At 68.3% G+C, this 21,596-nt stretch carries 24 protein-coding genes; 20 read left to right on the forward strand and 4 right to left on the reverse strand.

Annotation, left to right across the window (positions count from 1 at the left end):
* The first annotated feature begins 5 nt into the window (after window positions 1-5).
* The 4 genes from JQT59_RS22850 (at window position 6) to JQT59_RS22865 (ending at window position 1,448) form a co-directional block, all read left to right on the forward strand.
* Entirely contained in the window at window positions 6-155 is a 150-nt protein-coding gene (locus tag JQT59_RS22850; protein ID WP_201453577.1) for a hypothetical protein, read from the forward strand.
* Window positions 156-215: 60 nt separating this feature from the next.
* Window positions 216-539 (forward strand): hypothetical protein, encoded by a 324-nt coding sequence (locus tag JQT59_RS22855; protein WP_213572108.1) that lies wholly within the window; start codon window positions 216-218, stop codon window positions 537-539.
* A gap of 133 nt (window positions 540-672) precedes the next feature.
* Window positions 673-1,251 (forward strand): carboxymuconolactone decarboxylase family protein, encoded by a 579-nt coding sequence (locus tag JQT59_RS22860; RefSeq protein ID WP_213572109.1) that lies wholly within the window; start codon window positions 673-675, stop codon window positions 1,249-1,251.
* Window positions 1,248-1,448, forward strand: a complete 201-nt coding sequence (locus JQT59_RS22865) for a hypothetical protein (protein WP_249353756.1) — start codon at window positions 1,248-1,250, stop codon at window positions 1,446-1,448. Before JQT59_RS22860 ends, JQT59_RS22865 begins: the two co-directional genes overlap by 4 nt.
* Before the next feature lie 31 nt (window positions 1,449-1,479).
* Here JQT59_RS22865 and JQT59_RS22870 read toward each other — a convergent pair whose 3' ends face one another.
* Entirely contained in the window at window positions 1,480-2,307 is an 828-nt protein-coding gene (locus tag JQT59_RS22870; RefSeq protein ID WP_213572110.1) for an SDR family NAD(P)-dependent oxidoreductase, read from the reverse strand.
* Window positions 2,308-2,523: 216 nt separating this feature from the next.
* Here JQT59_RS22870 and mbp1 point away from each other — a divergent pair, with 216 nt between their 5' ends.
* The 15 genes from mbp1 (at window position 2,524) to JQT59_RS22945 (ending at window position 17,885) form a co-directional block, all read left to right on the forward strand.
* Complete coding sequence (gene mbp1, locus JQT59_RS22875; RefSeq protein WP_109329899.1) at window positions 2,524-2,766, forward strand: microaggregate-binding protein 1; 243 nt, start codon at window positions 2,524-2,526, stop codon at window positions 2,764-2,766.
* Between the two features lie 150 nt (window positions 2,767-2,916).
* Window positions 2,917-3,888 (forward strand): glycosyltransferase, encoded by a 972-nt coding sequence (locus JQT59_RS22880; RefSeq protein WP_213572111.1) that lies wholly within the window; start codon window positions 2,917-2,919, stop codon window positions 3,886-3,888.
* A gap of 43 nt (window positions 3,889-3,931) precedes the next feature.
* Window positions 3,932-5,146, forward strand: a complete 1,215-nt coding sequence (locus JQT59_RS22885; RefSeq protein ID WP_213578003.1) for a glycosyltransferase — start codon at window positions 3,932-3,934, stop codon at window positions 5,144-5,146.
* Between the two features lie 23 nt (window positions 5,147-5,169).
* On the forward strand, window positions 5,170-6,120 hold the full coding sequence (locus JQT59_RS22890) for a UDP-glucuronic acid decarboxylase family protein (RefSeq protein WP_213572112.1): 951 nt from the start codon (window positions 5,170-5,172) through the stop codon (window positions 6,118-6,120).
* Between the two features lie 119 nt (window positions 6,121-6,239).
* Window positions 6,240-7,880, forward strand: coding sequence for a carbamoyltransferase family protein (locus tag JQT59_RS22895; RefSeq protein ID WP_213572113.1), 1,641 nt, complete (start codon window positions 6,240-6,242; stop codon window positions 7,878-7,880).
* Between the two features lie 8 nt (window positions 7,881-7,888).
* Complete coding sequence (locus JQT59_RS22900; protein WP_213572114.1) at window positions 7,889-9,469, forward strand: HAD-IIIA family hydrolase; 1,581 nt, start codon at window positions 7,889-7,891, stop codon at window positions 9,467-9,469.
* On the forward strand, window positions 9,466-10,509 hold the full coding sequence (locus tag JQT59_RS22905) for a glycosyltransferase family 9 protein (protein ID WP_249353757.1): 1,044 nt from the start codon (window positions 9,466-9,468) through the stop codon (window positions 10,507-10,509). The genes JQT59_RS22900 and JQT59_RS22905 overlap by 4 nt, the downstream gene beginning before the upstream one ends.
* 68 nt (window positions 10,510-10,577) lie before the next feature.
* Window positions 10,578-11,105 (forward strand): D-sedoheptulose-7-phosphate isomerase, encoded by a 528-nt coding sequence (locus JQT59_RS22910; RefSeq protein WP_397517650.1) that lies wholly within the window; start codon window positions 10,578-10,580, stop codon window positions 11,103-11,105.
* Window positions 11,102-12,532 (forward strand): PfkB family carbohydrate kinase, encoded by a 1,431-nt coding sequence (locus JQT59_RS22915; protein ID WP_249353760.1) that lies wholly within the window; start codon window positions 11,102-11,104, stop codon window positions 12,530-12,532. Before JQT59_RS22910 ends, JQT59_RS22915 begins: the two co-directional genes overlap by 4 nt.
* 28 nt (window positions 12,533-12,560) lie before the next feature.
* Entirely contained in the window at window positions 12,561-13,265 is a 705-nt protein-coding gene (locus tag JQT59_RS22920; protein WP_213572115.1) for an SDR family oxidoreductase, read from the forward strand.
* Window positions 13,256-14,218, forward strand: coding sequence for a glycosyltransferase family 9 protein (locus JQT59_RS22925; protein WP_213572116.1), 963 nt, complete (start codon window positions 13,256-13,258; stop codon window positions 14,216-14,218). The genes JQT59_RS22920 and JQT59_RS22925 overlap by 10 nt, the downstream gene beginning before the upstream one ends.
* A complete protein-coding gene (locus JQT59_RS22930; protein WP_213572117.1) occupies window positions 14,211-15,530 on the forward strand; it encodes a UDP-glucose dehydrogenase family protein in 1,320 nt (439 codons plus the stop codon). Before JQT59_RS22925 ends, JQT59_RS22930 begins: the two co-directional genes overlap by 8 nt.
* Entirely contained in the window at window positions 15,521-16,555 is a 1,035-nt protein-coding gene (locus JQT59_RS22935) for an NAD-dependent epimerase/dehydratase family protein (protein WP_213572118.1), read from the forward strand. The genes JQT59_RS22930 and JQT59_RS22935 overlap by 10 nt, the downstream gene beginning before the upstream one ends.
* Before the next feature lie 42 nt (window positions 16,556-16,597).
* Window positions 16,598-17,662, forward strand: coding sequence for an NAD-dependent epimerase/dehydratase family protein (locus JQT59_RS22940; RefSeq protein WP_213572119.1), 1,065 nt, complete (start codon window positions 16,598-16,600; stop codon window positions 17,660-17,662).
* Window positions 17,663-17,735: 73 nt separating this feature from the next.
* Window positions 17,736-17,885 (forward strand): hypothetical protein, encoded by a 150-nt coding sequence (locus JQT59_RS22945; protein WP_213572120.1) that lies wholly within the window; start codon window positions 17,736-17,738, stop codon window positions 17,883-17,885.
* An 18-nt stretch (window positions 17,886-17,903) separates the two neighbouring features.
* On the opposite strand, the gene JQT59_RS22950 is transcribed toward JQT59_RS22945, so the two are convergent.
* Window positions 17,904-18,152: a DUF6480 family protein gene (locus JQT59_RS22950; RefSeq protein WP_159922334.1), complete on the reverse strand. Its 249-nt coding sequence runs from the start codon at window positions 18,150-18,152 to the stop codon at window positions 17,904-17,906.
* Window positions 18,153-18,262: 110 nt separating this feature from the next.
* A complete protein-coding gene (locus tag JQT59_RS22955; RefSeq protein WP_213572121.1) occupies window positions 18,263-18,694 on the reverse strand; it encodes an ATP-binding protein in 432 nt (143 codons plus the stop codon).
* Window positions 18,695-18,977: 283 nt separating this feature from the next.
* On the opposite strand from JQT59_RS22955, the gene JQT59_RS22960 reads away from it, so the two are divergent.
* On the forward strand, window positions 18,978-19,406 hold the full coding sequence (locus JQT59_RS22960) for an STAS domain-containing protein (protein ID WP_213572122.1): 429 nt from the start codon (window positions 18,978-18,980) through the stop codon (window positions 19,404-19,406).
* Window positions 19,407-19,667: 261 nt separating this feature from the next.
* Here the strand turns inward: JQT59_RS22960 and ctaD are convergent, their stop codons facing one another.
* Window positions 19,668-21,431 carry an aa3-type cytochrome oxidase subunit I gene (ctaD, locus tag JQT59_RS22965; protein ID WP_213572123.1) on the reverse strand — a complete coding sequence of 588 codons (1,764 nt, stop codon included), beginning with the start codon at window positions 21,429-21,431 and terminating at the stop codon, window positions 19,668-19,670.
* Window positions 21,432-21,596: the final 165 nt, after the last annotated feature.

Raw genomic sequence — 21,596 nt, forward strand, 5'->3', positions numbered from 1 at the left:
TTCAGATGCAGAAGGACACGAACGACGACCGGGACACTCCCAAGGGTGGCCGGCCCGGTCCTGCAGATCAGGGCAAGGACGGTGGCATGGCTACCCGGGAGAACGCGCCCGAGTTGGCCGAGGAATCGGCGGGATCCGATGACCCCGACGAATGAGCCGGGTGCGTCACCGGATCGTCCGTATAGACGCAGTCGCATGAGCACAGGAGGTCGGCAGTGACGTATCAGCCGGACACCGGGGCCGGGAAGGGCCCCTCCGAGAACGAGCGTCCCCAGGACGACGCGCGGACCATCCGCGGGCACGCGGGGGAAGCGATCACCGACAGTCGCAACTGGCCGGGGTATTTCCTGATCGCCGCCGGAATCGCTGCGCTCGGGGCGACACTGGTCGGAGCAGGTTACGGTTTCGAGGGCTGGGCCGTGATCGGCGCCATCATCTGTGTGGTGTGCCTCATCGGCGGCGCCACACTCGTGCTCCTCGAGCGCAAGCGAGTCAAGGCCCTCGACGGAGAATCGCTCACCGACCAGGAAGGTCATTGATCCGGCTGCATCCCCTCTCGGCTGACCGGAGAATTCCCCCTCCCCCGATCGGCAAGTATTTTCGGCTCGGGTGTCACATTCGACGGGTGGCCGGTGTCTTCATGCCGACAGCACACAAGTCGGAGGAGGAGTCATGGCCGGAAATACCAGAATCCCCAAGGCCGAGCTGACCGGCGTCTACGGCGCGGTGGTCAAACGAATGTCCCGCAAGATGCTCGGCGACGTGGCCGAGCCGGTCGAGGTGGCGTGGCACAACAAGAAGGTGCTGAACTTCAGCTTCAGCGTCGGTCGTCAGGCACAGAAGTGGAATCGGTGTGACAGGAACCTGAAGTCGTTCGCCCACATGGCGGTGGCCAGCCTGATCGGCTGCAGCTTCTGCCTGGACTACGGATACTTCCAGGCCCACAACGACGGGCTCGACCTGACCAAGGCGCGGGAAGTGCCGCGGTGGCGCGAGTCGGACGTGTTCACCCCGCTCGAGCGGGAAGTTCTGGAGTACGCCGAAGCAATGAGCCAGACGCCGCCGACGGTGACCGATGACATGTCGGCGCGCCTGCTCGAGCAGCTCGGCGCACCCGCGCTCGTGGAGCTCACCGCGTTCATCGCGCTGGCGAATTTCATGACCCGCACCAACGTCGCATTCGGCATCGAATCACAGGGGCTCGCGGCGGCGTGTGATCTGAAGCCGCTCGCAGTCCGTTCGACGACATGACCGACGACCCGTTCGTCACCCACCGCAGCCTGCTCTTCACCGTCGCGTACGAGATGCTCGGCACCCGGATCGACATCGGTGGCGCTTCCACCGTGGTGAGTGTCGTGGTCGAGGACGGCCGGATCACCCGGATCTACGCCATCCGCAACCCGCACAAGCTGGGATGGCTGGACAAGGTGGCGGAATTGCGGCGGTGACCGTCCCGGCCGGCGGGAGACGGGGGCGCGGTCAGCGAAAGGAACTCCGTATGACGGGTTCTCGCCGTTCGAGGATAGCGGCGGTGTGTTCTCTGACCATCTCGTCGAGGTGGTCGCCCTGCGGTGCGAGCCAGAAGTCGCCGCGATCGATGCCGTCGAAAACCCGATCGGCAAAGGTGTCCGCGTCGAGGCCGTGCGTGGTGAGCAGGTCCCGCATCTGCGTGACCATCCGCTCGACTGCAGGGTGCGACACCCGGCCGAAGGGATGCTCGAACACGGAGGTGTTCACCGGTCCGGGTGCGAGGACGCTCGCGGACACCGGGGCTTCGACCATCGCCAGTTCCATCTGCAGGCATTCGGTCAGGGCAACCACAGCGAACTTCGACGCGCTGTACGGCGACATCATCGGTCCGGGTGCGAATCCGCCGACCGAGGCGGTGTTCACCACACGATTGGTGCCGTCCTGGTCGATCATTCTGGGGACGAACGCTCGGATTCCGTTGACGACACCTCTCACGTTGACGCCCAGCACGGTGTCCCAGTCGGATTCACCGAGTTGCCAGATGAACCCGGTCCGCATGATGCCCGCATTGTTGAACAGCAGATCGACTCGGCCGAAAGTGTCGAAGGCGGCATCGGCGAGCGCGTCCACGTCCGCCGGATCCGCGACGTCGGTGGCAACGGCGATGGTGTCGCCGCCCAGTTCTGCGGCAAGGTCGTGCACGGCCGCGGCGTCGAGGTCGGCGAGTACCAGCCTCATACCGCGCCGCCTTGCCGCCCTGGCGAGTCCTGCTCCGATCCCACTCCCCGCACCCGTGACGACCGCCACCGAGTTTTTGCGCATGTCCGGATCTGTCACGGTGAATCCCCTAACAGGAGGTGGGCGGTTCTACTCTCGGCCCGAGAATAGGAAGCGGAACGGGCCCCGGACGCGCGGTGTCCCCCTCAGTGGGAGCCGAATACGCAGCACACGCCGAAGGGATCGGTGTCGTTTGGCCGCTACGGCGCTCGGGTAGTCGGAGCGTGTGTGCGGGATTGTCCGTGCGCGCGTCCACCGACCAGGAGGTGCATCTCAGTGGCAGACGACAAGTCAGGTCCGGCCGAGGGTGTCAAGGGTGTCGTCGAAGACGTCAAGGGCAAAGCGAAGGAAGCAGCGGGAGCTGTGACCGGCAACGACGGCATGACTCGCGAAGGACAGGCGCAGCAGGACAAGGCCGAGGCTCAGCGCGAAGTCGCGGAGAAGGAAGCAGCAGCCGAGAAGGCACGCGGCGAGGCGGCGGCCGAAGAAGCCCGGCAGCGCGCCGAACAGGGTAAATAGGACGAGCAGGGTAAATAGGACGAGCAGTACGACTGCAGGCCCCGGGCCGAGGAGCCACGGGGCCTGCAGTCGTGCGCCGGGACCTCCCCTCGCGGCGCCCATTCCCGGGGTGGTCGGTTTACTTCTCCTTCTTCGGGACACTCTGTACGCATGCCGAAGCGCGAACTCGACATCGTGCTGTGGCACGTACACGGTGCGTGGACCACTGCGTTCGTTCAGGGCCGCCACCGGTACCTGATCCCGACCCTGCCGGAGGGTGGGGACTGGGGACGTGGCCGCTGCGGTCGCCCCTGGCCGGAATCGGCCCGCGAGGTCTCTCCCGAGGAGCTGCGCCGATCGAATGTGGACGTCGTGGTCCTGCAGCGCCCACACGAACTCGAACTCGCGCAGGAATGGCTCGGGCGGCAGCCCGGACGCGACGTTCCCGCACTGTATCTCGAACACAACACCCCCGCCGCCGGGGCCGCCACCACCCCGCATCCACTCGCCGGCCAGTCCGACATACCGATCGTTCACGTTACCCATTTCAATAATCTGATGTGGGACAACGGTTCTGCGCGCACGCACGTGATCTCCCACGGAATCGTCGACCCGGGACACCTCTACACGGGTGAACTACCCAGGGCCGCGACGATGATCAACGAACCGCAGCGACGGTGGCGGGTGACCGGCAGCGATCTGCTGCCGACCCTCGCGGCCGCGGCGCCGGTAGACGTGTTCGGAATCGGAACGGACACCTGGACACCGCCCGGATCGGAAGGTCGCGTGCGTGGATGTGGTGATCTGCTCACCGCCGAACTGCACCGTGAGGTCGCCCGGCGGCGCGTGTTCGTGCACACGGCGCGCTGGACTTCGCTCGGGCTGTCGCTCGTCGAGGCGATGCACCTCGGAATGCCTGTGGTGGCGGTGGCATCGACGGAGGTGCCGACTTCGGTTCCGCCGGAGGCCGGAGTCATCGCCGCCGATGTCTCCGTACTCGCACGCGCCGTCGCCGATTTCGTGCACGAACCGGACCGGGCCGAGTTGCACGGGAAGGCGGCGCGCAACTTCGCCCTCCAGAACTTCGGGTTGGGCACCTTCCTCGATCGGTGGGACGAACTCTTGGCCGAGACTTCCGAATAGAACACCCGCACAACATAAACGGCGCGAGCCGGGACGGAGGATGATGAAAATCGCGATGGTGTCCGAACACGCCAGTCCCCTTGCCGCTCTCGGTGGCGTCGACGCCGGCGGACAGAACGTGCATGTCTCCGAACTGTCGGCCGGCCTGGTCAGGATGGGACACGAAGTGACCGTGTACACCCGTCGCGATTCGACCACGCTGCCCGACGAGGTCCCGACTCCCGCCGGTTATCGGGTGGTTCATGTGCCGGCGGGTCCGCCCCGGGTTCTCCCGAAGGACGACCTGCTGCCGTGGATGGACGATTTCGGGGTCTACCTGCGCGGCGCCTGGGCCGCGGACCGACCGGATGTCGCCCACGCCCACTTCTGGATGTCCGGTCTGGCCACCCAGTCCGCTGCCCGCCCCCTCGGCGTGCCCACGGTGCAGACGTTTCATGCGCTGGGCGTGGTGAAACGTCGCTATCAGGGTGATGCCGACACCAGCCCGCACGCCAGGATTCGGCTCGAGCTCGATCTCGCGAAAGCCGCCGACCGCATCGTGGCCACCTGCTCGGACGAGGTGTTCGAACTGGTGCGGATGGGTCTTCGGCGTTCGAGTGTTTCCGTTGTGCCGTGCGGAGTGGACCTCGACTTGTTCACCCCCACCGGCCCGGTGGAACCGACGCGGGCGCGTCACCGGCTCGTCACCGTGGGGCGGCTGGTGCCCAGGAAAGGGTTCGACATCGCCATCTCCGCCCTCCCGCAGCTGCCCGACGTGGAGCTGGTGATCGCAGGCGGTCCCGCGCACGGCTGCCTCGCCGAGGACCCCGAGGCCGCCCGGCTGCTCCACCTCGCCGACGAGCTCGGGGTGCGGGATCGCGTCCTGATGCCCGGCCAGATCAGCCGGGAACGGATGCCCGCCCTGCTGCGCTCGGCGGACGCCGTGGTGTGCACGCCGTGGTACGAGCCGTTCGGCATCGTTCCCGTCGAGGCCATGGCGTGCGGCGTTCCCGTGGTGGCCGCCGCGGTGGGCGGCATGCTGGACACGGTGGTCGACGGCGGAACGGGTCGGCTGGTGCCCCCACGGGATCCCGATGCGCTGGCAGCGGCGCTACGACGCCTACTGGCCGACGACGCGGCGCGCGGCGCCTTCGGTGCCTCCGGTCACGACCGGGCCCGCTCCCGGTACTCCTGGGATCGGATCGCCTCGGACACGGTGCGGGCCTATCAGCGCATCAACCCGTCCGAGCAGAGCGCCGGTTCCGTCGTCGCGCGGTAACCGGAACCCGGGGCCACACGCTCATGACACGATTCGAACGCGCATTGGTCACCGGTGGCGCCGGCTTCGTCGGTTCTCACCTGTGTGAGGAACTGGTCCGGTCGGGTACAGCGGTGTGCTGCATGGACAACGGGTCGACCGGCACTCCGGCCAACGTGCAGGCACTGCGCGACTCCCCCCTGTTCGAGTACGTCGACCACGACGTGAGCGAACCGTTTCCCGATGTCGGTTCGGTCGACGTCGTCTTTCACCTCGCGTCGCCGGCGTCACCGGTCGACTATCAACGACTGCCGGTGCAAACCCTGCTGGCCGGGTCGCACGGTACGAAGAACGGACTCGATCTGGCGGTGGCGCAGGAGGCCCGGTTCCTCCTCGCCTCGACGAGTGAGGTGTATGGCGATCCGCTGGAACATCCTCAGCGCGAGAGCTATTGGGGAAATGTCAACCCGGTGGGTCCGCGCAGTGTGTACGACGAGGCCAAGCGGTACGCGGAGGCGCTGTGCGCGGCGTACGGCCGTGCGGGGCTCTGCGATATCGCCATCGCGCGAATCTTCAACACCTACGGGCCGAGGATGCGCGACGCCGACGGGCGCATGATCCCCACGTTCCTCGGTCAAGCCTTGCGCGGCGAACCGATCACCGTGGCGGGGACGGGACGGCAGACGCGGTCGATCTGTTTCGTCACCGACACCGTCGCCGGCCTGTGCGCGCTTGCCGAATCGAAGGAGCGGGGTCCGGTCAACATCGGGAATGCGGACGAGATGACGGTCCTGTCCGTGGCGGAACGCATCCTCGATCTCACCGGCAGCAGATCGCCGATCGTGTACATACCTGCTGCTCAGGACGATCCCCAGCAGCGATGTCCGGATATCACCCGCGCCCGGAGCGCGCTCGGCTGGGCACCGCGCGTCGGCGCCGACGAGGGGCTGCGTCGCACGGTCCGATGGGTCACGGAGCGCTCCGCCGCGGCGTGAACGGGTAAATCACCTATAGGTGTTTATGGTCCCGTTCCGAGGGTAACCGCCACCCAGATCGAGCGACACCGTTCCGTGCCACGTTGGCCATCCGAATCGAGCACAACGAGAGAGGCGCTATGCGGATTCTGGGCATCAATGCCGTCTTCCACGATCCCGCGGCCGCGCTCGTCGTCGACGGGCAGATCGTGGCCGCCGCTGAGGAGGAACGATTCTCCCGACGGAAGCACGGGAAGCGGCCGGTACCCTTCTCCACCTGGGAATTACCCGAGCAGGCAGCCAGGTGGTGTCTCGAGGTCGGTGGCCTGCGTCCGCAGGACCTCGACGCCGTGGGTTACTCGTACGACCCCGAACTCGTCGATCACAGCCTCGACGGCCTCGATCCCGGGTGGGAAGAGCTGCGCACCACGTATGCGCGTCGCGCGCCACGCTTTCTCGCCACCGCATTGCCCGGTCTCGACTCCGACAAGGTGCAGTTCGTGCGGCACCATGTCGCGCACGCGGCGTCCGCCGGGCTCGTCGCCCCCTTCGGCGACGGGGCCGTCCTCACCCTCGACGGCCGCGGTGAGAGTACCTCGATGCTTGCCGGTGAGTACCGCGACCGGAAGTTGGACATCCTTGCCACGCAATTGCTTCCGCACTCACTCGGATTGATGTACGAGGACCTGACGGAGCACCTCGGGTTCGCGCGCTCGAGCGACGAGTACAAAGTGATGGCGCTCGCGTCGTACGGCAAACCCCGCCATCTCGAGTACCTTCGCGAACGGGTCTTCACCACCGACGACGGCGGATTCCGGACCCTGCCGATCGCCTGGGACACGCTTGCTCCCCGCCGCGCACCGGACGGCGAATTCGCCCCCGAGCACGCTGATCTCGCGTGCTCCATCCAGACCCGGCTCGAAGAGGTCCTGCTGGAGTTGTGTTCGTGGCTGCACCGGCGCACCAATGCCACCGAACTGACCCTGGCCGGCGGTATCGCCCTCAATTGTGTTGCCAACACCCGCATCCACACCGACAGTCCGTTCGAACAGGTGTGGATACAGCCCGCCGCAGGCGATTCCGGGACCGCACTCGGCGCCGCGCTCGGCATCGCCGCCGAGGCTAGTGAACCGCCGCCCCGGTGGACGGGCACCGCCCTCGGCCGCGGATTCTCCGACGAGGAGATCCGGGGAGCCCTCGTCGCGGCGAAGGTCCCGTTCACGGAACCGGACGATGTCGCAGCCGTGGTGGCCGAGGCGCTGGCCGACGACAAGATCGTCGCCTGGTTTCAGGGACGCGCCGAATTCGGTCCCCGCGCCCTCGGGCACCGTTCTCTCCTGGCCCACCCCGGCCGCGCCGAGAACCTCGAACGACTCAACGACGTCAAGGGCCGGGAACAGTTCCGCCCGGTGGCGCCGATGGTCGCGGCGGATCGCGCCGCCGACATCTTCAGCCGCGGACCGATACCGAGCCCCTACATGCTGTTCGTGCACGACGTGCACCCCGCGTGGCGGGACCGGATCCCGGCGGTCACCCACGTGGACGGCACCGCGCGCATCCAGACCGTGGACAAGGGGGCCGAGCCACTGGTCGCGCGCATGCTGACCGAGTTCGAGAAGCTCACGGGCCTTCCCGTCGTCGTGAACACCAGCCTCAACACCGCAGGCCGGCCGATGGTCGACAGCCCCCGCGACGCGCTCGAATGTTTCGGTTCGGCCCCCGTCGACCTCCTGGCGATCGGGCCTTTCGTGGTGACGCGGCCATCGGTGACCGAACGGTGAACCCGGTCATGAGCGAGGACGATCGGCCCGAACCCAGCGCAGTCGGAGACAGCGCACCTGGAGACACTGGACCTGGGGACAGTGCAGTCGCCTACTCGGTCGTGATCCCGACGGTGGGCAGGCCGAGTCTCGAACGTCTCCTCGGGGCGCTCGCCTCCGCCACGGGTCCGCGGCCGCACGAGATCGTGGTGGTCGACGACCGTCCCGGCGACCACGCCCCACTCCGGGTGCGTACCGGCGATCCGCCCGTGCGGCTCCTCACCTCGGGAGGCCGGGGTCCGGCGGCCGCCCGCAACCTCGGCTGGCGGGCGGCGTCGACCCCCTGGATCGCGTTCCTCGACGACGACGTGATGGTGGCGCCCACCTGGTTCGACGACCTCGCCGCCGACCTGAAGGAGGCCGAGGCCGCCGCGGCGGACGACCCGGTCGGAGCGTCGCAGGCACGCATCGTGGTGCCGCTCCCGACGTCCCGCCCGCCCGATGACGACGAACGCAGGACCGCAGCCCTGGCCGGTGCCCGCTGGATCACCGCCGACATGGCGTATCGCCGGTCCGCACTCCAGGCCGTCGGAGGCTTCGACGAGCGGTTTCCCCGCGCCTTCCGGGAAGACGCCGACCTGGCGCTGCGCGTGATTCGCGCCGGGTACCGCATCGTCGACGGCGCCCGCGTCACCACGCATCCGCCAGGACGCGGGACCATATTGACGAGTGTGCGTGCGCAGGCCGGCAATACGGACAACGCCCTGATGCGCCGCAAGTTCGGCCCGCACTGGCGACACGAGATCGGCGAGGGTCCCGGACGCATGCGGGGACACGTCCTCGCGACCGCGGCCGGCGGCCTGGCCCTGGCGCTGGGCCTGGCCGGCAAGCGGCGGACGGCGGTGGTCGCCGGTGCACTCTGGGCCGGCAGCACCGTCGACTTCGCGGTGCGCCGGATCCTTCCCGGACCGCGTACTCCCCGCGAGGTGTTCCGGATGGCTCTCACCAGCGTCCTGATTCCCCCCGTCGCGTGCGGGTGGCGGCTACGCGGGGAGTTTCAGGTGCGCCGGGCCGAGCGGGAACGTCCGGCCGCCGTCCTGTTCGATCGAGACGACACGATCATCGTCGACGTGCCCTATCTTTCGGACCCCGACCTCGTGCGGCCCGTTCCCGGTGCGGTCGAACTTCTCGGGCGGTTGCGCGCACACGGCGTTCCGATCGGGGTGATCAGCAACCAGTCGGGCGTCGCGAAAGGCCTGATCTCCCCGGAGCGGCTGGCCGCGGTCAATTCGCGGGTCGAGGAGGTTCTCGGGCCGTTCGACACCTGGCAGGTGTGCCCGCACGACGCCGCCGACGGCTGCGAGTGCCGCAAACCCCATCCCGCGATGGTCCGGCAGGCAGCGGAGGAACTGGGGGTGGATGTACGCCGCTGCGTGCTGATCGGCGACACCGGAGCGGACGTCGACGCCGCCCTGACCGCCGGAGCGCGTGCAGTCCTCGTCCCGACGACGCGGACACTGCCCGAGGAGGTGGCGGCCGCGCACCGCAAAGCGGCAGTGGCACCGACTCTCGTGGCCGCGGTCGCTCTGGCGATGGGAGATCGGCGTTGACGGGGAACGCGTTGGTGGCCCGGTTGGACAGCGCAGGCGACGTCCTGCTCGCCGGTCCGGCGGTTCGGGCCGTGGCGCAGTCGAGCGCCCGCGTCACCATGCTGGTCGGCCCCCGCGGCCGTGCGGCGGCGGAACTGCTGCCCGGCGTCGACGACATCATCGAGTGGCAGGCGCCGTGGGTCGACTTCGAGCACTCCCCCGTCACCGCCGAATCGGTGCACCAACTGATCAAACAGGTCGAGACACTCGAACTCGACCGCGCGCTGATCCTCACCTCGTTCCACCAGTCACCGCTCCCCCTCGCCCTCGTACTCCGGATGGCCGCGGTGCCCTGGATCGGGGCAATCAGTGAGGACTACCCCGGGGCACTGCTCGACCTGCGCCACCATGTCGGCGGTGACCCGCCCGAGGCCGAGCGCGCGCTGTCGCTGGCCACCGCCGCGGGGTACGCGCTGCCGGCCGGTGACCGCGGCCGGCTCGAGGTTCGGCGACCCCTGCCCGACGTATCCACCGTCACCGGGGACATCCCGTACATCGTCGTCCACCCCGGGGCGGCGGTCCCCGCCCGCCGGATGTCGGTGGATCGGAGCCGCGACCTGGTCCGCGGGCTGGTGGCGGCGGGTCTTCGCGTACTGGTCACCGGGACTCCGGGGGAACGGGATCTCACCCGCGACGTCGCCGGGGACTGGGCCACCGACCTGGGCGGCGCGACCGACATGTTCGAGATGGCCGCGATCCTCGCCGGCGCACGGGTGCTGGTGGCCCCGAATACGGGGCCGGCGCACCTCGCCGCGGCCGTGGGCACGCCGGTGGTGTCCCTCTTCGCACCGGTGGTGCCCGCCGACAGGTGGGCACCCTACGGGGTTCCGCACCGGCTTCTGGGGCGCGCGAACGCACCCTGCGCCGGGACGCGGGCCCGCGAGTGCCCCGTGCCCGGTCATCCCTGTCTCGACGCTGTCACCACCGAGGAGGTTCTCGCGGCCATCGAGCAGTTGACCGCGCACCCGGATGTCCGCACCGACGGAGGAGGTACGCCGTGATCGACGACCACAGAGCGGAAGACGACCGGACGTTCACGGTCGAGCATTTCGCGGAACTCAGTGATGCGCTGGCACGTAACCGACCGTGCGCACCGACGATCGCCCGCTGGGGCCGCCGCCTCGCCGAGATCTTCGCGGCCGATGGGCGGCTACTGGCGTGCGGGAACGGAGGCAGCGCCGCTGAGGCGCAGCATCTGACGGGTGAACTGGTCGGCCGTTTCCGCGACGAACGCCGACCGTTGTCGGCCATCGCCCTGCACGCCGAAACCTCGGCCGCCACCGCCATTCTCAACGACTACGGCGTCGAAGAGCTGTTCGCCCGGCAGGTCCGGGCGCACGGACGCCGCGGCGACGTCCTCGTGCTTCTGTCCACCAGCGGAACCAGCCCCAACGTGGTGGCCGCCGCCAAGGCCGCCCACGACATCGGCGTGACCACCTGGGCTCTGACGGGTCCGGCACCGAATCCCCTTGCCGCACTGTGCGATGACGCCATCGCGGTGGAAGCGCCCTCGGTGGCGACGGTGCAGGAGATGCATCTTGCGCTGGTGCATGTGCTGTGCGCCGCCCTCGACGCCGAACTGGGAGTCACCTCGTGACACCGCTCGTGGTGATCGGCGACACCCTGCTCGACGTCGACATCGAAGGTAGCGCGGACAGGTTGTGCCCGGAAGCGCCGGTGCCCGTCGTCGACGTGGAGCGGCGGTGGGAACGGCCCGGCGGCGCCGGCCTCGCCGCACTCCTCGCAGCCAGATCCACCGGGCAGGTCGTGCTCGTCACCGCTCTCGGTACCGATGCCGACGCCGACCGGCTCACGAATCTGCTCGGCTCCGGCGTCGAGGTCGTCGCGGTGCCCCTCGTCGGCACCACGGTCTGCAAGACCCGGGTCCGCGCGGGAGGTCAGTCCCTGGTCCGCCTCGATTCCGGCGGCGGGATCGCGACAACCCAGCCGTTGGGAGCGCAGGTGCGGGCGGCGATCACCGGTGCGGGTGCCATCCTCGTGTCGGATTACGGACGTGGAATGGCGAACCACCCCGAGATCCGGGCGCTCGTCGCCGAACGCGCCGCGCACGTTCCGGTGGTGTGGGATCCCCATCCCCGCGGCCCGGAACCGGTGCCGGGCGCCCGGCTGATCACACCCAACGACGCGGAGGCCACCCGAGCCGAACCCGAGGCGCGTGGACCGCTCGACCGAGCCGCTGGGCTGACCGTGCGGTGGGACAGCGACGCAGTGGCGGTCACGGTCGGAGCCGCCGGGGCAGCCCTCGCCACCCGGTCACCCGGCACGAGCGGAATGATCGCCGTCCCCGAATCGGCCCGTCTCGCGGCGGCGAGCAGGCCCGACACGTGCGGCGCCGGAGATCGCTTCGCCAGTGCGGCGGCCACCGCACTTCTGGACGGGTCTTCGGTCGAGCAGGCGGTGACCGCGGCGGTCGAATCGGCCGCCCGCTTCGTCGGCCTCGGCGGGGCCTCCGCGGTCTCGGTGTGTTCCTCCACGCAGGCGCCAGCCCTCGGCGGCGGCGACGCTCACACCGACCCGTACGCGTTCGCCGACCGCGTGCGCCGGAACGGTGGACGGCTGGTGGCGACCGGCGGCTGTTTCGACCTGCTGCACCGCGGGCACGTGAGCCTTCTTCAGCAGGCACGCATGCTCGGTGACGCGTTGATCGTCTGCCTCAATTCGGACGACTCGGTGCGCCGCATGAAAGGCGCCGACCGTCCCCTCGTACGCGCCGAGGACCGCGCGCGGGTGTTGTCCGAACTCGGTTCGGTCGACTCCGTGGTGATTTTCGACGAGTCCTCGCCCGCCGAAATTCTGGAACGCCTACGCCCGGATGTGTGGGTGAAGGGCGACGACTACGCAGACAAGGAAATTCCGGAAGCGGAGGTGGTGCGGCGGCACGGCGGTGACGTGGTGTTCGTGCGGGTCGTCGACGGCTACTCGACGACCCGGATGCTCGCGACCGCCCGGGCGGCAACTCGAGCCGAATCCCGTGACGGCCGCAACTACCCCGGGCCGCGGTGACGGCCCTCAACTTTCGAAGGGAGCCCTGATGACAACAGCCAGCAACGATCGGATCGGTACCGTACTCGTCACCGGTGGTGCGTCCGGTCTCGGCGCGGCGACGGTCCGCGCCGTGCGGGAGCGCGGCGGTAGGCCGCTCGTGATCGACCGGGTGGCGCCGGAGGGTGAGGTCGAGTACATCATCGCCGACCTCGCCGACTCCGGTGCGGCGGAACAGGCCGTGCACGACCTCGTCGAGAGGGCGGGCGGGCGGCTGGACGGCGTGTTCACGGCCGCTGGTATCGACAGTTGCGGCCGGCTCGACACCGTCCCCACCAAGGACTGGGAGCGCGTGGTGCACGTCAATCTCCTGGGCACGGTGGCGGTGGTTCGTGCGGCGCTGCCGCACCTGAAGGAATCCCGCGGAACGGTGGTGACCTGTGCATCCACGTTGGGGATCAAAGCGGTCAGCGATGCCACCGCCTACTGCGCGGCCAAATTCGGTGTCGTGGGATTCACCCGGGCTCTCGCCGCCGAGACCGCGGGCGAGGTAGGCGTCACGCTGCTGATTCCCGGCGGAATGACCACTCCCTTCTTCGACGGACGCGACGAGCAGTACAAGCCGCCGGCGGATGCCAAGCTGAACGATCCGGCGCACGTCGCGAACACGGTGCTGTTCGCCCTGAGCCAGCCCCCCGGATGTGAGGTTCGAGAGATGGTCGTGTGCTCGTCGACCGAGAGCTCATGGCCCTGACGCCGACCGTCCTCGTCCTGCGCGCGCTCGGCATCGGCGACCTCCTGACCGCGGTGCCCGCTCTGCGCGGGCTCCGCCGGTCCTGTCCGGACCGGCGGCTTGCGCTCGCAGCCCCCGCGGAATTGGCGCCACTCGTGGAGTTGATCGGCGCAGTCGACGAACTCGTTCCGACCGCCGGTCTCGGCGCCCTCGACTTCCGCGGCGGAGAGCTCGACCTGGCGGTCAATCTCCACGGGCGCGGCCCGGAGAGCATCGCGGATCTGCTGCGCCAGAATCCGCGCCGCACCCTGACCTATCGGCACGCCGACTACCCGGACCTCCCGGGGCCGGAATGGGTGGCGGACCAGCACGAGGCGCAGCGGTGGTGTTCCCTCCTCGACTGGTTCGGAATCCCCTGTAATGCAGCAGATCTCGATCTCACCCCGCCACCGGAGGCGTCCGCCGCCCCCGGCGCGGTCGTCATACATCCCGGGGCGGCGTCCCCTGCCCGCCGCTGGCCGGTGGACCGTTTCGGAGCGGTGGCCCGCGTCCTCGCCGACCAGGGGCATCGCGTCGTCGTCACGGGCAGTGCAGGTGAGCGGCCCCTCGCGGAAGCGGTTGCCGATTCCGCCGGACTGCCGCCGGGCGCCGTCCTGGCGGGCGAGACGTCGCTGCGCGGGACCGCGGCAGTGGTCGCCGATGCGCGACTGGTCCTGTGCGGCGACACCGGGATCGCGCACCTGGCCACCGCGTTTCGCACTCCGTCGGTGATCCTGTTCGGTCCGGTCTCACCCGCACACTGGGGACCGCCTCGCCGCCCGCAGCACGCGTGCCTGTGGTCCGGACGGCGCGGTGACCCGCACGGGAACAGTCTCGACCCCGGGCTCGCGGCGATCACCGTCGAGGACGTGCTGGGCGCCGTGGGCGAGGTATGTGCAGACAAGCACGTGATGGAAGGAGGGCTGGATGTCTGACCGGCACGTCGGCGTCGTGGGCGCCGGCTACGTGGGATTGACCAGCGGCGCAGGCTTTTACCATCTGGGACACCGAGTCACCCTGGTGGACATCGACGCGCAACGCGTCGAGGCCCTGCGCAGTGGTGAGCTGCCCTTCCTCGAGCCGGAACTCGAACGGCTCGTCACGCAGGGTGTGGCATCGGAACGCCTGCACATCACCACCGACCGGACCGCACTCGCGTTGTGTGACACCGTATTCGTGTGCGTGCCCACCCCCATGGGTGAGGACGGCGCCGCAGATCTCTCTTCCGTCGACGCCGTGGTTACCGAACTGGCGGCACTGCTCGCACCCGGCAGTATTGTGGTGACCAAATCGACTGTGCCGGTGGGAACCACCATCCGCATCGGCGAACGCCTCGAACCCCATGGGATCACCGTGGTGAGCAACCCGGAATTTCTGCGGGAAAGCCATGCGGTACACGACTTCCTGAACCCCGACCGCATCGTCGTCGGCGCCTCGGACGCGGACGCCGGGCAACGCGTCGTCGACCTCTACGCCGGCGTCGAGGCGCCGGTTCTGCGGATGGATCCGGCCAGTGCCGAACTCGCCAAGTATGCGAGTAACGCGTTCCTCGCACTCAAGTTGTCCTACGCGAACACCCTCGCCGACCTGTGTGATCACTTCGCCGCCGACATCCGCGACGTCGGACGGGCCATGGGCGCCGACCACCGTATCGGGGCCAGCTTCCTGAACCCCGGGCCCGGCTGGGGAGGATCGTGCCTTCCCAAGGACACCCACGCCTTGCTGGCGACCGCGGAACGCGGGGGCGTGTCGTTTCCCTTGCTGCGTGCGGCGCTCGAGACGAATGCCGCGCAGGCGCACCGGGTGGTCGCCAAAGCGCGGCAGGCCGCCGGGATCGAAGCAGGCGGCTCCCTCGAAGGGGTACGCATCGGGCTGCTGGGCCTGGCGTTCAAAGCCGACACCTGCGACGTCCGCGACTCCCCGGCGCTCACCGTCGCGGCCGCACTGTCCGAAGAAGGAGCCGTGCTCACCGCCTACGATCCCGGAGTGTCGCCGGCCTCCCCGACGATCCCGGGTGTGCAGGTGGTCGACGACCCCTACTTGGTAGCGAAAGACGCGGCGGTGCTGGTGCTTCTGACCGAATGGAGTGACTTCCGAACCCTCGACTGGGACCTCGTCGGCACACTCGCCCAGCGTAAGGCGATCGTCGACACGCGAAACCTCCTGGACCCCGCCGTGTTGAGAGATTCCGGCTTTCAGCTCGTGTCGAACGGACTCGGGGACGGTGAGGCACAGCGATGCGGCTGATCATCACAGGGGCGACCGGTAACGTCGGCACCTCCCTGCTTCACCGGCTCCGAGGCGGATCCGAGCACCTCGACCAGGACCTCGAGCTGGTGGGGCTCGCACGACGACCTCCCGCGCAGGTCCCGCCGTACGACGGGCTGCAGTGGCACGCGATCGACGTGGCGCACCCCGATGCGATCGACCTGTTGCGGCCCATCTTCGAGGGCGCCGACGCGGTGATCCACCTCGTGTGGGCGTTCCAGCCCACCCACGACCGTAACTATCTCCGACGCGTCGGCGTGGACGGCACCCTGGCGGTGGCGGCCGCAGCCGAGGCCGCCGGTGTAGCGCATCTGATCCATATGTCGTCCGGGGCGGTGTACTCACCGGCCCCCGGACGGACGGTCGACGAGTCCGCACCCCGCGGCGGTGTGCCGGGCTCGGTGTACAGCGTCGACAAGGCCGCCGCCGAGGCGGGACTCGACGACTTCGAAAAGAATTCCTCGGTGGCCGTCACCCGCGTACGGCCGGGATTCATCGGCCAGCGGGCAGCGGGCAGCGAACTCGGCCGTTACACCCTGCCGCGGGGCATTCCGGCGGGCGTTCTGAAGTATCTTCCGCTGCTCCCGTTGGACCGCGCGCTGGCGATCCCGGCCGTCCACGCCGACGATGTTGCCGACGCGCTGGCCCGAATGGTGTTCGAGCGGGCCACCGGGGCGTTCAATCTGTCGGTCGATCCCCCGCTGGGCACGGACAACTTCGGTGCTGCGCTCCACGCCCGCCCCGTGCACGTGCCGCGCTCGCTGCTGACGCTTCTCGTCGACGTGACGTGGCGAGCCCACCTGCAACCTGTCCACCGCGGGTGGATCGATCTGGCCTATTCGGTTCCCCTGCTCGATTCGGCCAGGGCCCGCCGCGAACTTCAGTGGGAACCCCGGTATTCGGCGCAGGACACGCTCGACGCGGCGGTACGCGGCGTCATCGGCGGCGATGCCGGAGACAGTCCTGTGCTGCGCCGCCGATCGCCGTTCGACGGGACCCGGTGACCCCTGTCGATTACGAGTGCGTTCGGTGGGTATTCGGCTGCCATGAGCGAGCAGCAGCGGCTGAAGGTCGTCGTCGTCGGTGCCACCGGCAATGTCGGAACGAGCATCGTCGAGGCGTTGAGCGAGGAGCCGTCGGTCGGAGAGATCGTCGGCGTAGCGCGCAGGCACACCGATTGGACCTGCTCGAAGACACGGTGGATATTCGCCGATGCCAGCGTCGACGACTTCCGGCCGATCGTGCGGGGCGCCGACGCCGTCATCCACCTCGCCTGGTTGTTCCAGCCCACCCACAAGCCGGAGGTCACCTTCGAAAACAACGTCCTCGGTGCCATCCGCGTGTTCGAGGCCGTGGCCGAGGAACGGGTACCGGCCCTCGTGTACGCCTCTTCGGTGGCGACGTATTCGCCGGGGCCGTCCGACACCGGCGTCACCGAGGACTGGCCCACCCACGGTTGGCCCGGCGCCGCCTACCCGCGTGAGAAGGCGTATCTGGAGCGGTGGCTGGACGCGTACGAGCTGAGCAACCCGGACATGCGGGTGGTGCGGATGCGTCCAGGCTTCATCTTCAAGCGGGAGTCGGCCACCGCGCAGCGTCGGTTGTTCGTCGGGCCCCTGCTGGCCGGCCGGCTGGTCCGGAGCGGGCTCATCCCGGCCGTTCCCCTCGTCGAGGATCTGCGTGCGCAGATTCTGCACACCACCGATGTGGCTGCGGCATACGTCCAGGCGGTACTCAGGCCGGTGCGCGGTGCCTTCAACCTTGCGGCGGACCCGCCCGTGGACGGCGCCTACCTCGCCGAACTTTTCGGGGCCCGTCAGATTCCCATTCCGCGGCCCGCGGTCCGCGGTGCCCTGTGGGCGGCGTGGCACACGCACGCGGTACCCGCCTCACCCGGACTCCTCGACACCGTTCTGCAGCTGCCGATCATGGACACGACCCGAGCTCGGACGGAGTTGGGGTGGCAGCCGCGCTACACGCCCCGGGAAACCCTCGAGGAATTTCTGGGCGGGTTGCGCGATGGTGCCGGGTTGCCCACGCCACCCCTGCACGGGGACACGGTAGGTGGTCGGCTCCGGGAATTCGCGACCGGAATCGGTCAGCGGCCATGACCATGGACATCGCGACGCCGTGCGCGAGTGACGACGCCTGCGCGAGTGACAAGGAAAGGACTGGGTAGTTGCCATGACGAAAGACGCGGGAACGCCAGGCACGGGCAGTGAGTCCGAGAAGCCCTACGACCCGGCGGAAGACCCGGATTCGGACCCGGAGAATCTGCTGTCCGGCACACATCAACCGGATCAGGCCGAGGGTGAGGACGACGACCCGACCTGACGCGGGTCTCGTTCCTGCTCAGTCGAACACGCCGGCGAGGTCGAGAATCAGCAGAACGGCAATTGCCAGGAACACAGCGGCGATCGCACCGACTGCCACCATCGTCGCGATGCCCGTAGGCGGAAAATGTCTACCGGTTCGGGGCTCGGAGAACGACGTCCCCGAGGTCTGCGCCGCATCAGGTGGGGTCGAACCGGGGCTGACACCACCCCCGGGTTCGAGATCGGGGGTCTCGGCCGGGTCCGGATCCGGGGGTTGAGCGGTCATGGCGACGATCCTCCCTGTCCTGAGTCGACATTTCGCGAGCACGAGCCGCGCGTACCCTCGCCGAGTACCCGCCCGCGCACCGTCCACACGAGGACAGAACCCCCCGGCACTCATTGCGGTCCCCGATGTTTGACGAATTCGACGGCCACTTGCCGTTCCGGTGCCGCCGAATCGAGCTCACCCTCGGTGACCGTCACGCCGTCGGTGACCGTCTCCACGACGCGCCACCCGAAGGCCCCGCGGTCCGGCACGTTGCCCGCCGGAATTCTGGCCGCCACCGTGACGGCCAGCGCGGCATCCGAGGTCACGAACGAACACGTCAGATCCACGTCGGAGATCACGGCGCCGATCAGCTCGGAGGCGATCTCATCGACTGCGAGCTTGATGTCCGCTACCTCGTCGGCACCGAAATCAGCGAGGGCAGCGAGGGTTTCGGCTACCGCCCTGATCACCGGAAGCTGATCGAACTCGGCCGTCACCCGTAATTCGACAGGTGAACCCGGCTCCGCTCGAAGCTTCCCGAATTCGCCGATCTCGGCCATCTGCACTCCACATTTCGGTCGCAGGTGCGTGGATCTTCGCGCAGCGTACCCAGCGATCGGAACCGCCAATCGGTTGAAAGCGTGCCGTGCGGGGACGTAGGGTTGATCGCGCGTGGTTGAGAACACAGCCGCACGCAGTCCGGACGCCGCAGGACGCGCAATGGACGGAGGTTGTGCGCCCTGTACGTGGCATCGGGCCACCGACGCTTGCGGTTGGTGTGTCCGCGCCGCGGAATGAACCGACGCGCACGGACGCCCACAGATTGCATGCGATCGGAGGGTCATGAAATCTTCACGCAGCGTCAGCGCCGTGGCCGCACCGCACTGCGACCGGGGATCGCGCCTTGCGCACGACCACGAAATCGGTGTCGCGGTCGAAGCGGCCGCGCCCGGGGGCGCCACGATAGGCCGTATCTCAGGTGACATCGACGTGCTTGCCGCACCGTCGTTCGCGTTGGCGCTGGCCGACCTCGCGCAGGACGACGCCGCGCTCGTCATCGACATGACCGGTGTCGACTTCGTCGGAACCTCAGCGCTGTCGGTGCTCTCGACGTTCGCCGAGTCCGCGCGGCAGCGGCACATGACCTGGGCGCTTGCCGGCAACCGGGCGGTGCTGCGTCCCATTCAGGCCACCGGACTCGACACGATGATCCCCACCTGCGACTCCGTACGCAAGGCTCTCGACTGGATAGATGCTCGCGGGCACGTATGACGACCGATCAGTGATGACTGTCTTGCTGACCTTCGTGGGGAACGCAACCGTTCCCTCGGGTACGGCCTGGTGTCACGGCGCCTGAAGGATCCGGCCCTGCGGATCGACGAGCTACCACCCTCGATGTGATCGTCCTGTCCCACTCGAAGGACGACGTGCAGGTGACGGTGACGTCCCTGCCCGGCCGCCACGCGCCCGGGTGGACCGCGGCGAGACCGTGACCATCTGATCGCCGTCCCTCGCCCTCGACACCGGGGAGCCTCACCGGTCCCCTGCCGGTCCGCCCGGCTCCTCCGAACGCTGGGCGGTGTCTTCGACGTCGACTGCCGTCTGCTTGTGGCCACCCGGGCCGATGTGCGCTTCGGCCCGCATCGTCTCGACCATGCGCGGGTAGTGCAGCTCGAACGCGGGACGCTCGGAGCGCACCCGCGGAATCTCGATGAAGTTGTGCCGCGGCGGCGGGCAGGTGGTGGCCCACTCGAGCGAGTTGCCGTAACCCCACGGGTCGTCGACGGCGACGACCTCGCCGTACCGGTAGCTCTTGAAGACGTTCCACAGGAACGGCAGCGTCGAGATCCCCAGAACGAAAGCGAATACCGTGGAAATCGTGTTCAGCGTGGTGAACCCGTCCGGCGGCAGGTAGTCGGCGTACCGGCGCGGCATACCTTCGGCCCCGAGCCAGTGCTGCACGAGGAAGGTGCCGTGGAAGCCGATGAAGGTGGTCCAGAAGTGCCACTTGCCGAGGCGTTCGTCCATCATCCGCCCGGTCATCTTCGGGAACCAGAAGTAGATGCCGGCGTAGGTGGCGAACACGATGGTGCCGAACAGCACGTAATGGAAATGAGCCACCACGAAGTAGCTGTCGGTGACGTGGAAGTCGAGCGGCGGGCTGGCGAGGATGACGCCGGTGAGACCACCGAAGAGGAACGTGATGATGAAGCCGACGGCGAAGAGCATCGGCGACTCGAAGGTCAACTGCCCCTTCCACATGGTGCCGATCCAGTTGAAGAACTTCACCCCGGTGGGCACCGCGATCAGGAAGGTCATGAACGAGAAGAACGGCAGCAGCACAGCGCCGGTGGCGTACATGTGGTGCGCCCACACCGCGATCGACAGGGCCGCGATGGCCATGGTTGCGAAGACCAGGCCGTTGTAGCCGAAGATCGGCTTACGGCTGAAGACGGGGAAAATCTCGGTCACGATGCCGAAGAACGGCAGCGCGACGATGTACACCTCGGGGTGCCCGAAGAACCAGAACAGGTGCTGCCACAAGATCGTGCCGCCCGTGGCCGGGTCGAAGACGTGGGCTCCGAGGTGCCGGTCTGCGGCCAGCCCCATGAGTGCGGCGGTGAGTATCGGGAAGGCAAGCAGTACAAGGATGCTCGTGATGAAGATGTTCCAGGTGAAGATCGGCATGCGGAACATGGTCATCCCGGGGCATCGTAGGCAAATCACCGTGGTGATCATGTTGACGCCGCCGAGGATGGTGCCGAGCCCGGACAGGGCGAGGCCCATGATCCACAGGTCCGCGCCGAGCCCGGGAGAGTGTATGGCGGAGGTCAACGGCGAATACGCGGTCCAGCCGAAGTCGGCGGCGCCACCGGGGGTGATGAACCCCGCGAAGGCGATGAGGCCGCCGAAGAGGAAAGCCCAGTAGGAGAAGGCATTCAGCCGGGGAAAGGCCACATCGGGGGCGCCGATCTGCAGCGGCAGGATGTAATTGGCGAAGCCGAAGACGATAGGGGTGGCGTACAGCAGCAGCATGATCGTGCCGTGCATGGTGAACAGCTGGTTGTACTGCTCGTTCGACAAGAACTGCAGGCCGGGCACCGCGAGCTCGGCGCGAATCAGCATCGCCATCAATCCGCCGGCGAGGAAGAACCCGAATGCAGTGACCAGGTACATCAAACCCAGCGTCTTCGGGTCCGTCGTCGAGATCATGTCGTAGATGAACGACCCTTTGCGGCGATAACGCGGCGGATAGGGCCTGCGGGCTTCGATCGGGCGCACACCAGTTGCCGTCATGTCCAACTCCACGGTCGACACTATTGGACTACAGCGTAAACCCCATCCTCACAGGTCTGCAGGAATTGCAGGCGGCGCCGGCCACCACTGGGGAGCCGAAAGACGCGATAAAACGTTGGGGATTCCCTGTTTGAGGTGATGGCGGCGAGGTATACGGCGGGTAGA

The organism is Rhodococcus sp. USK13, assembly GCF_018343855.1.
GTDB lineage: Bacteria > Actinomycetota > Actinomycetes > Mycobacteriales > Mycobacteriaceae > Rhodococcus_F > Rhodococcus_F oxybenzonivorans.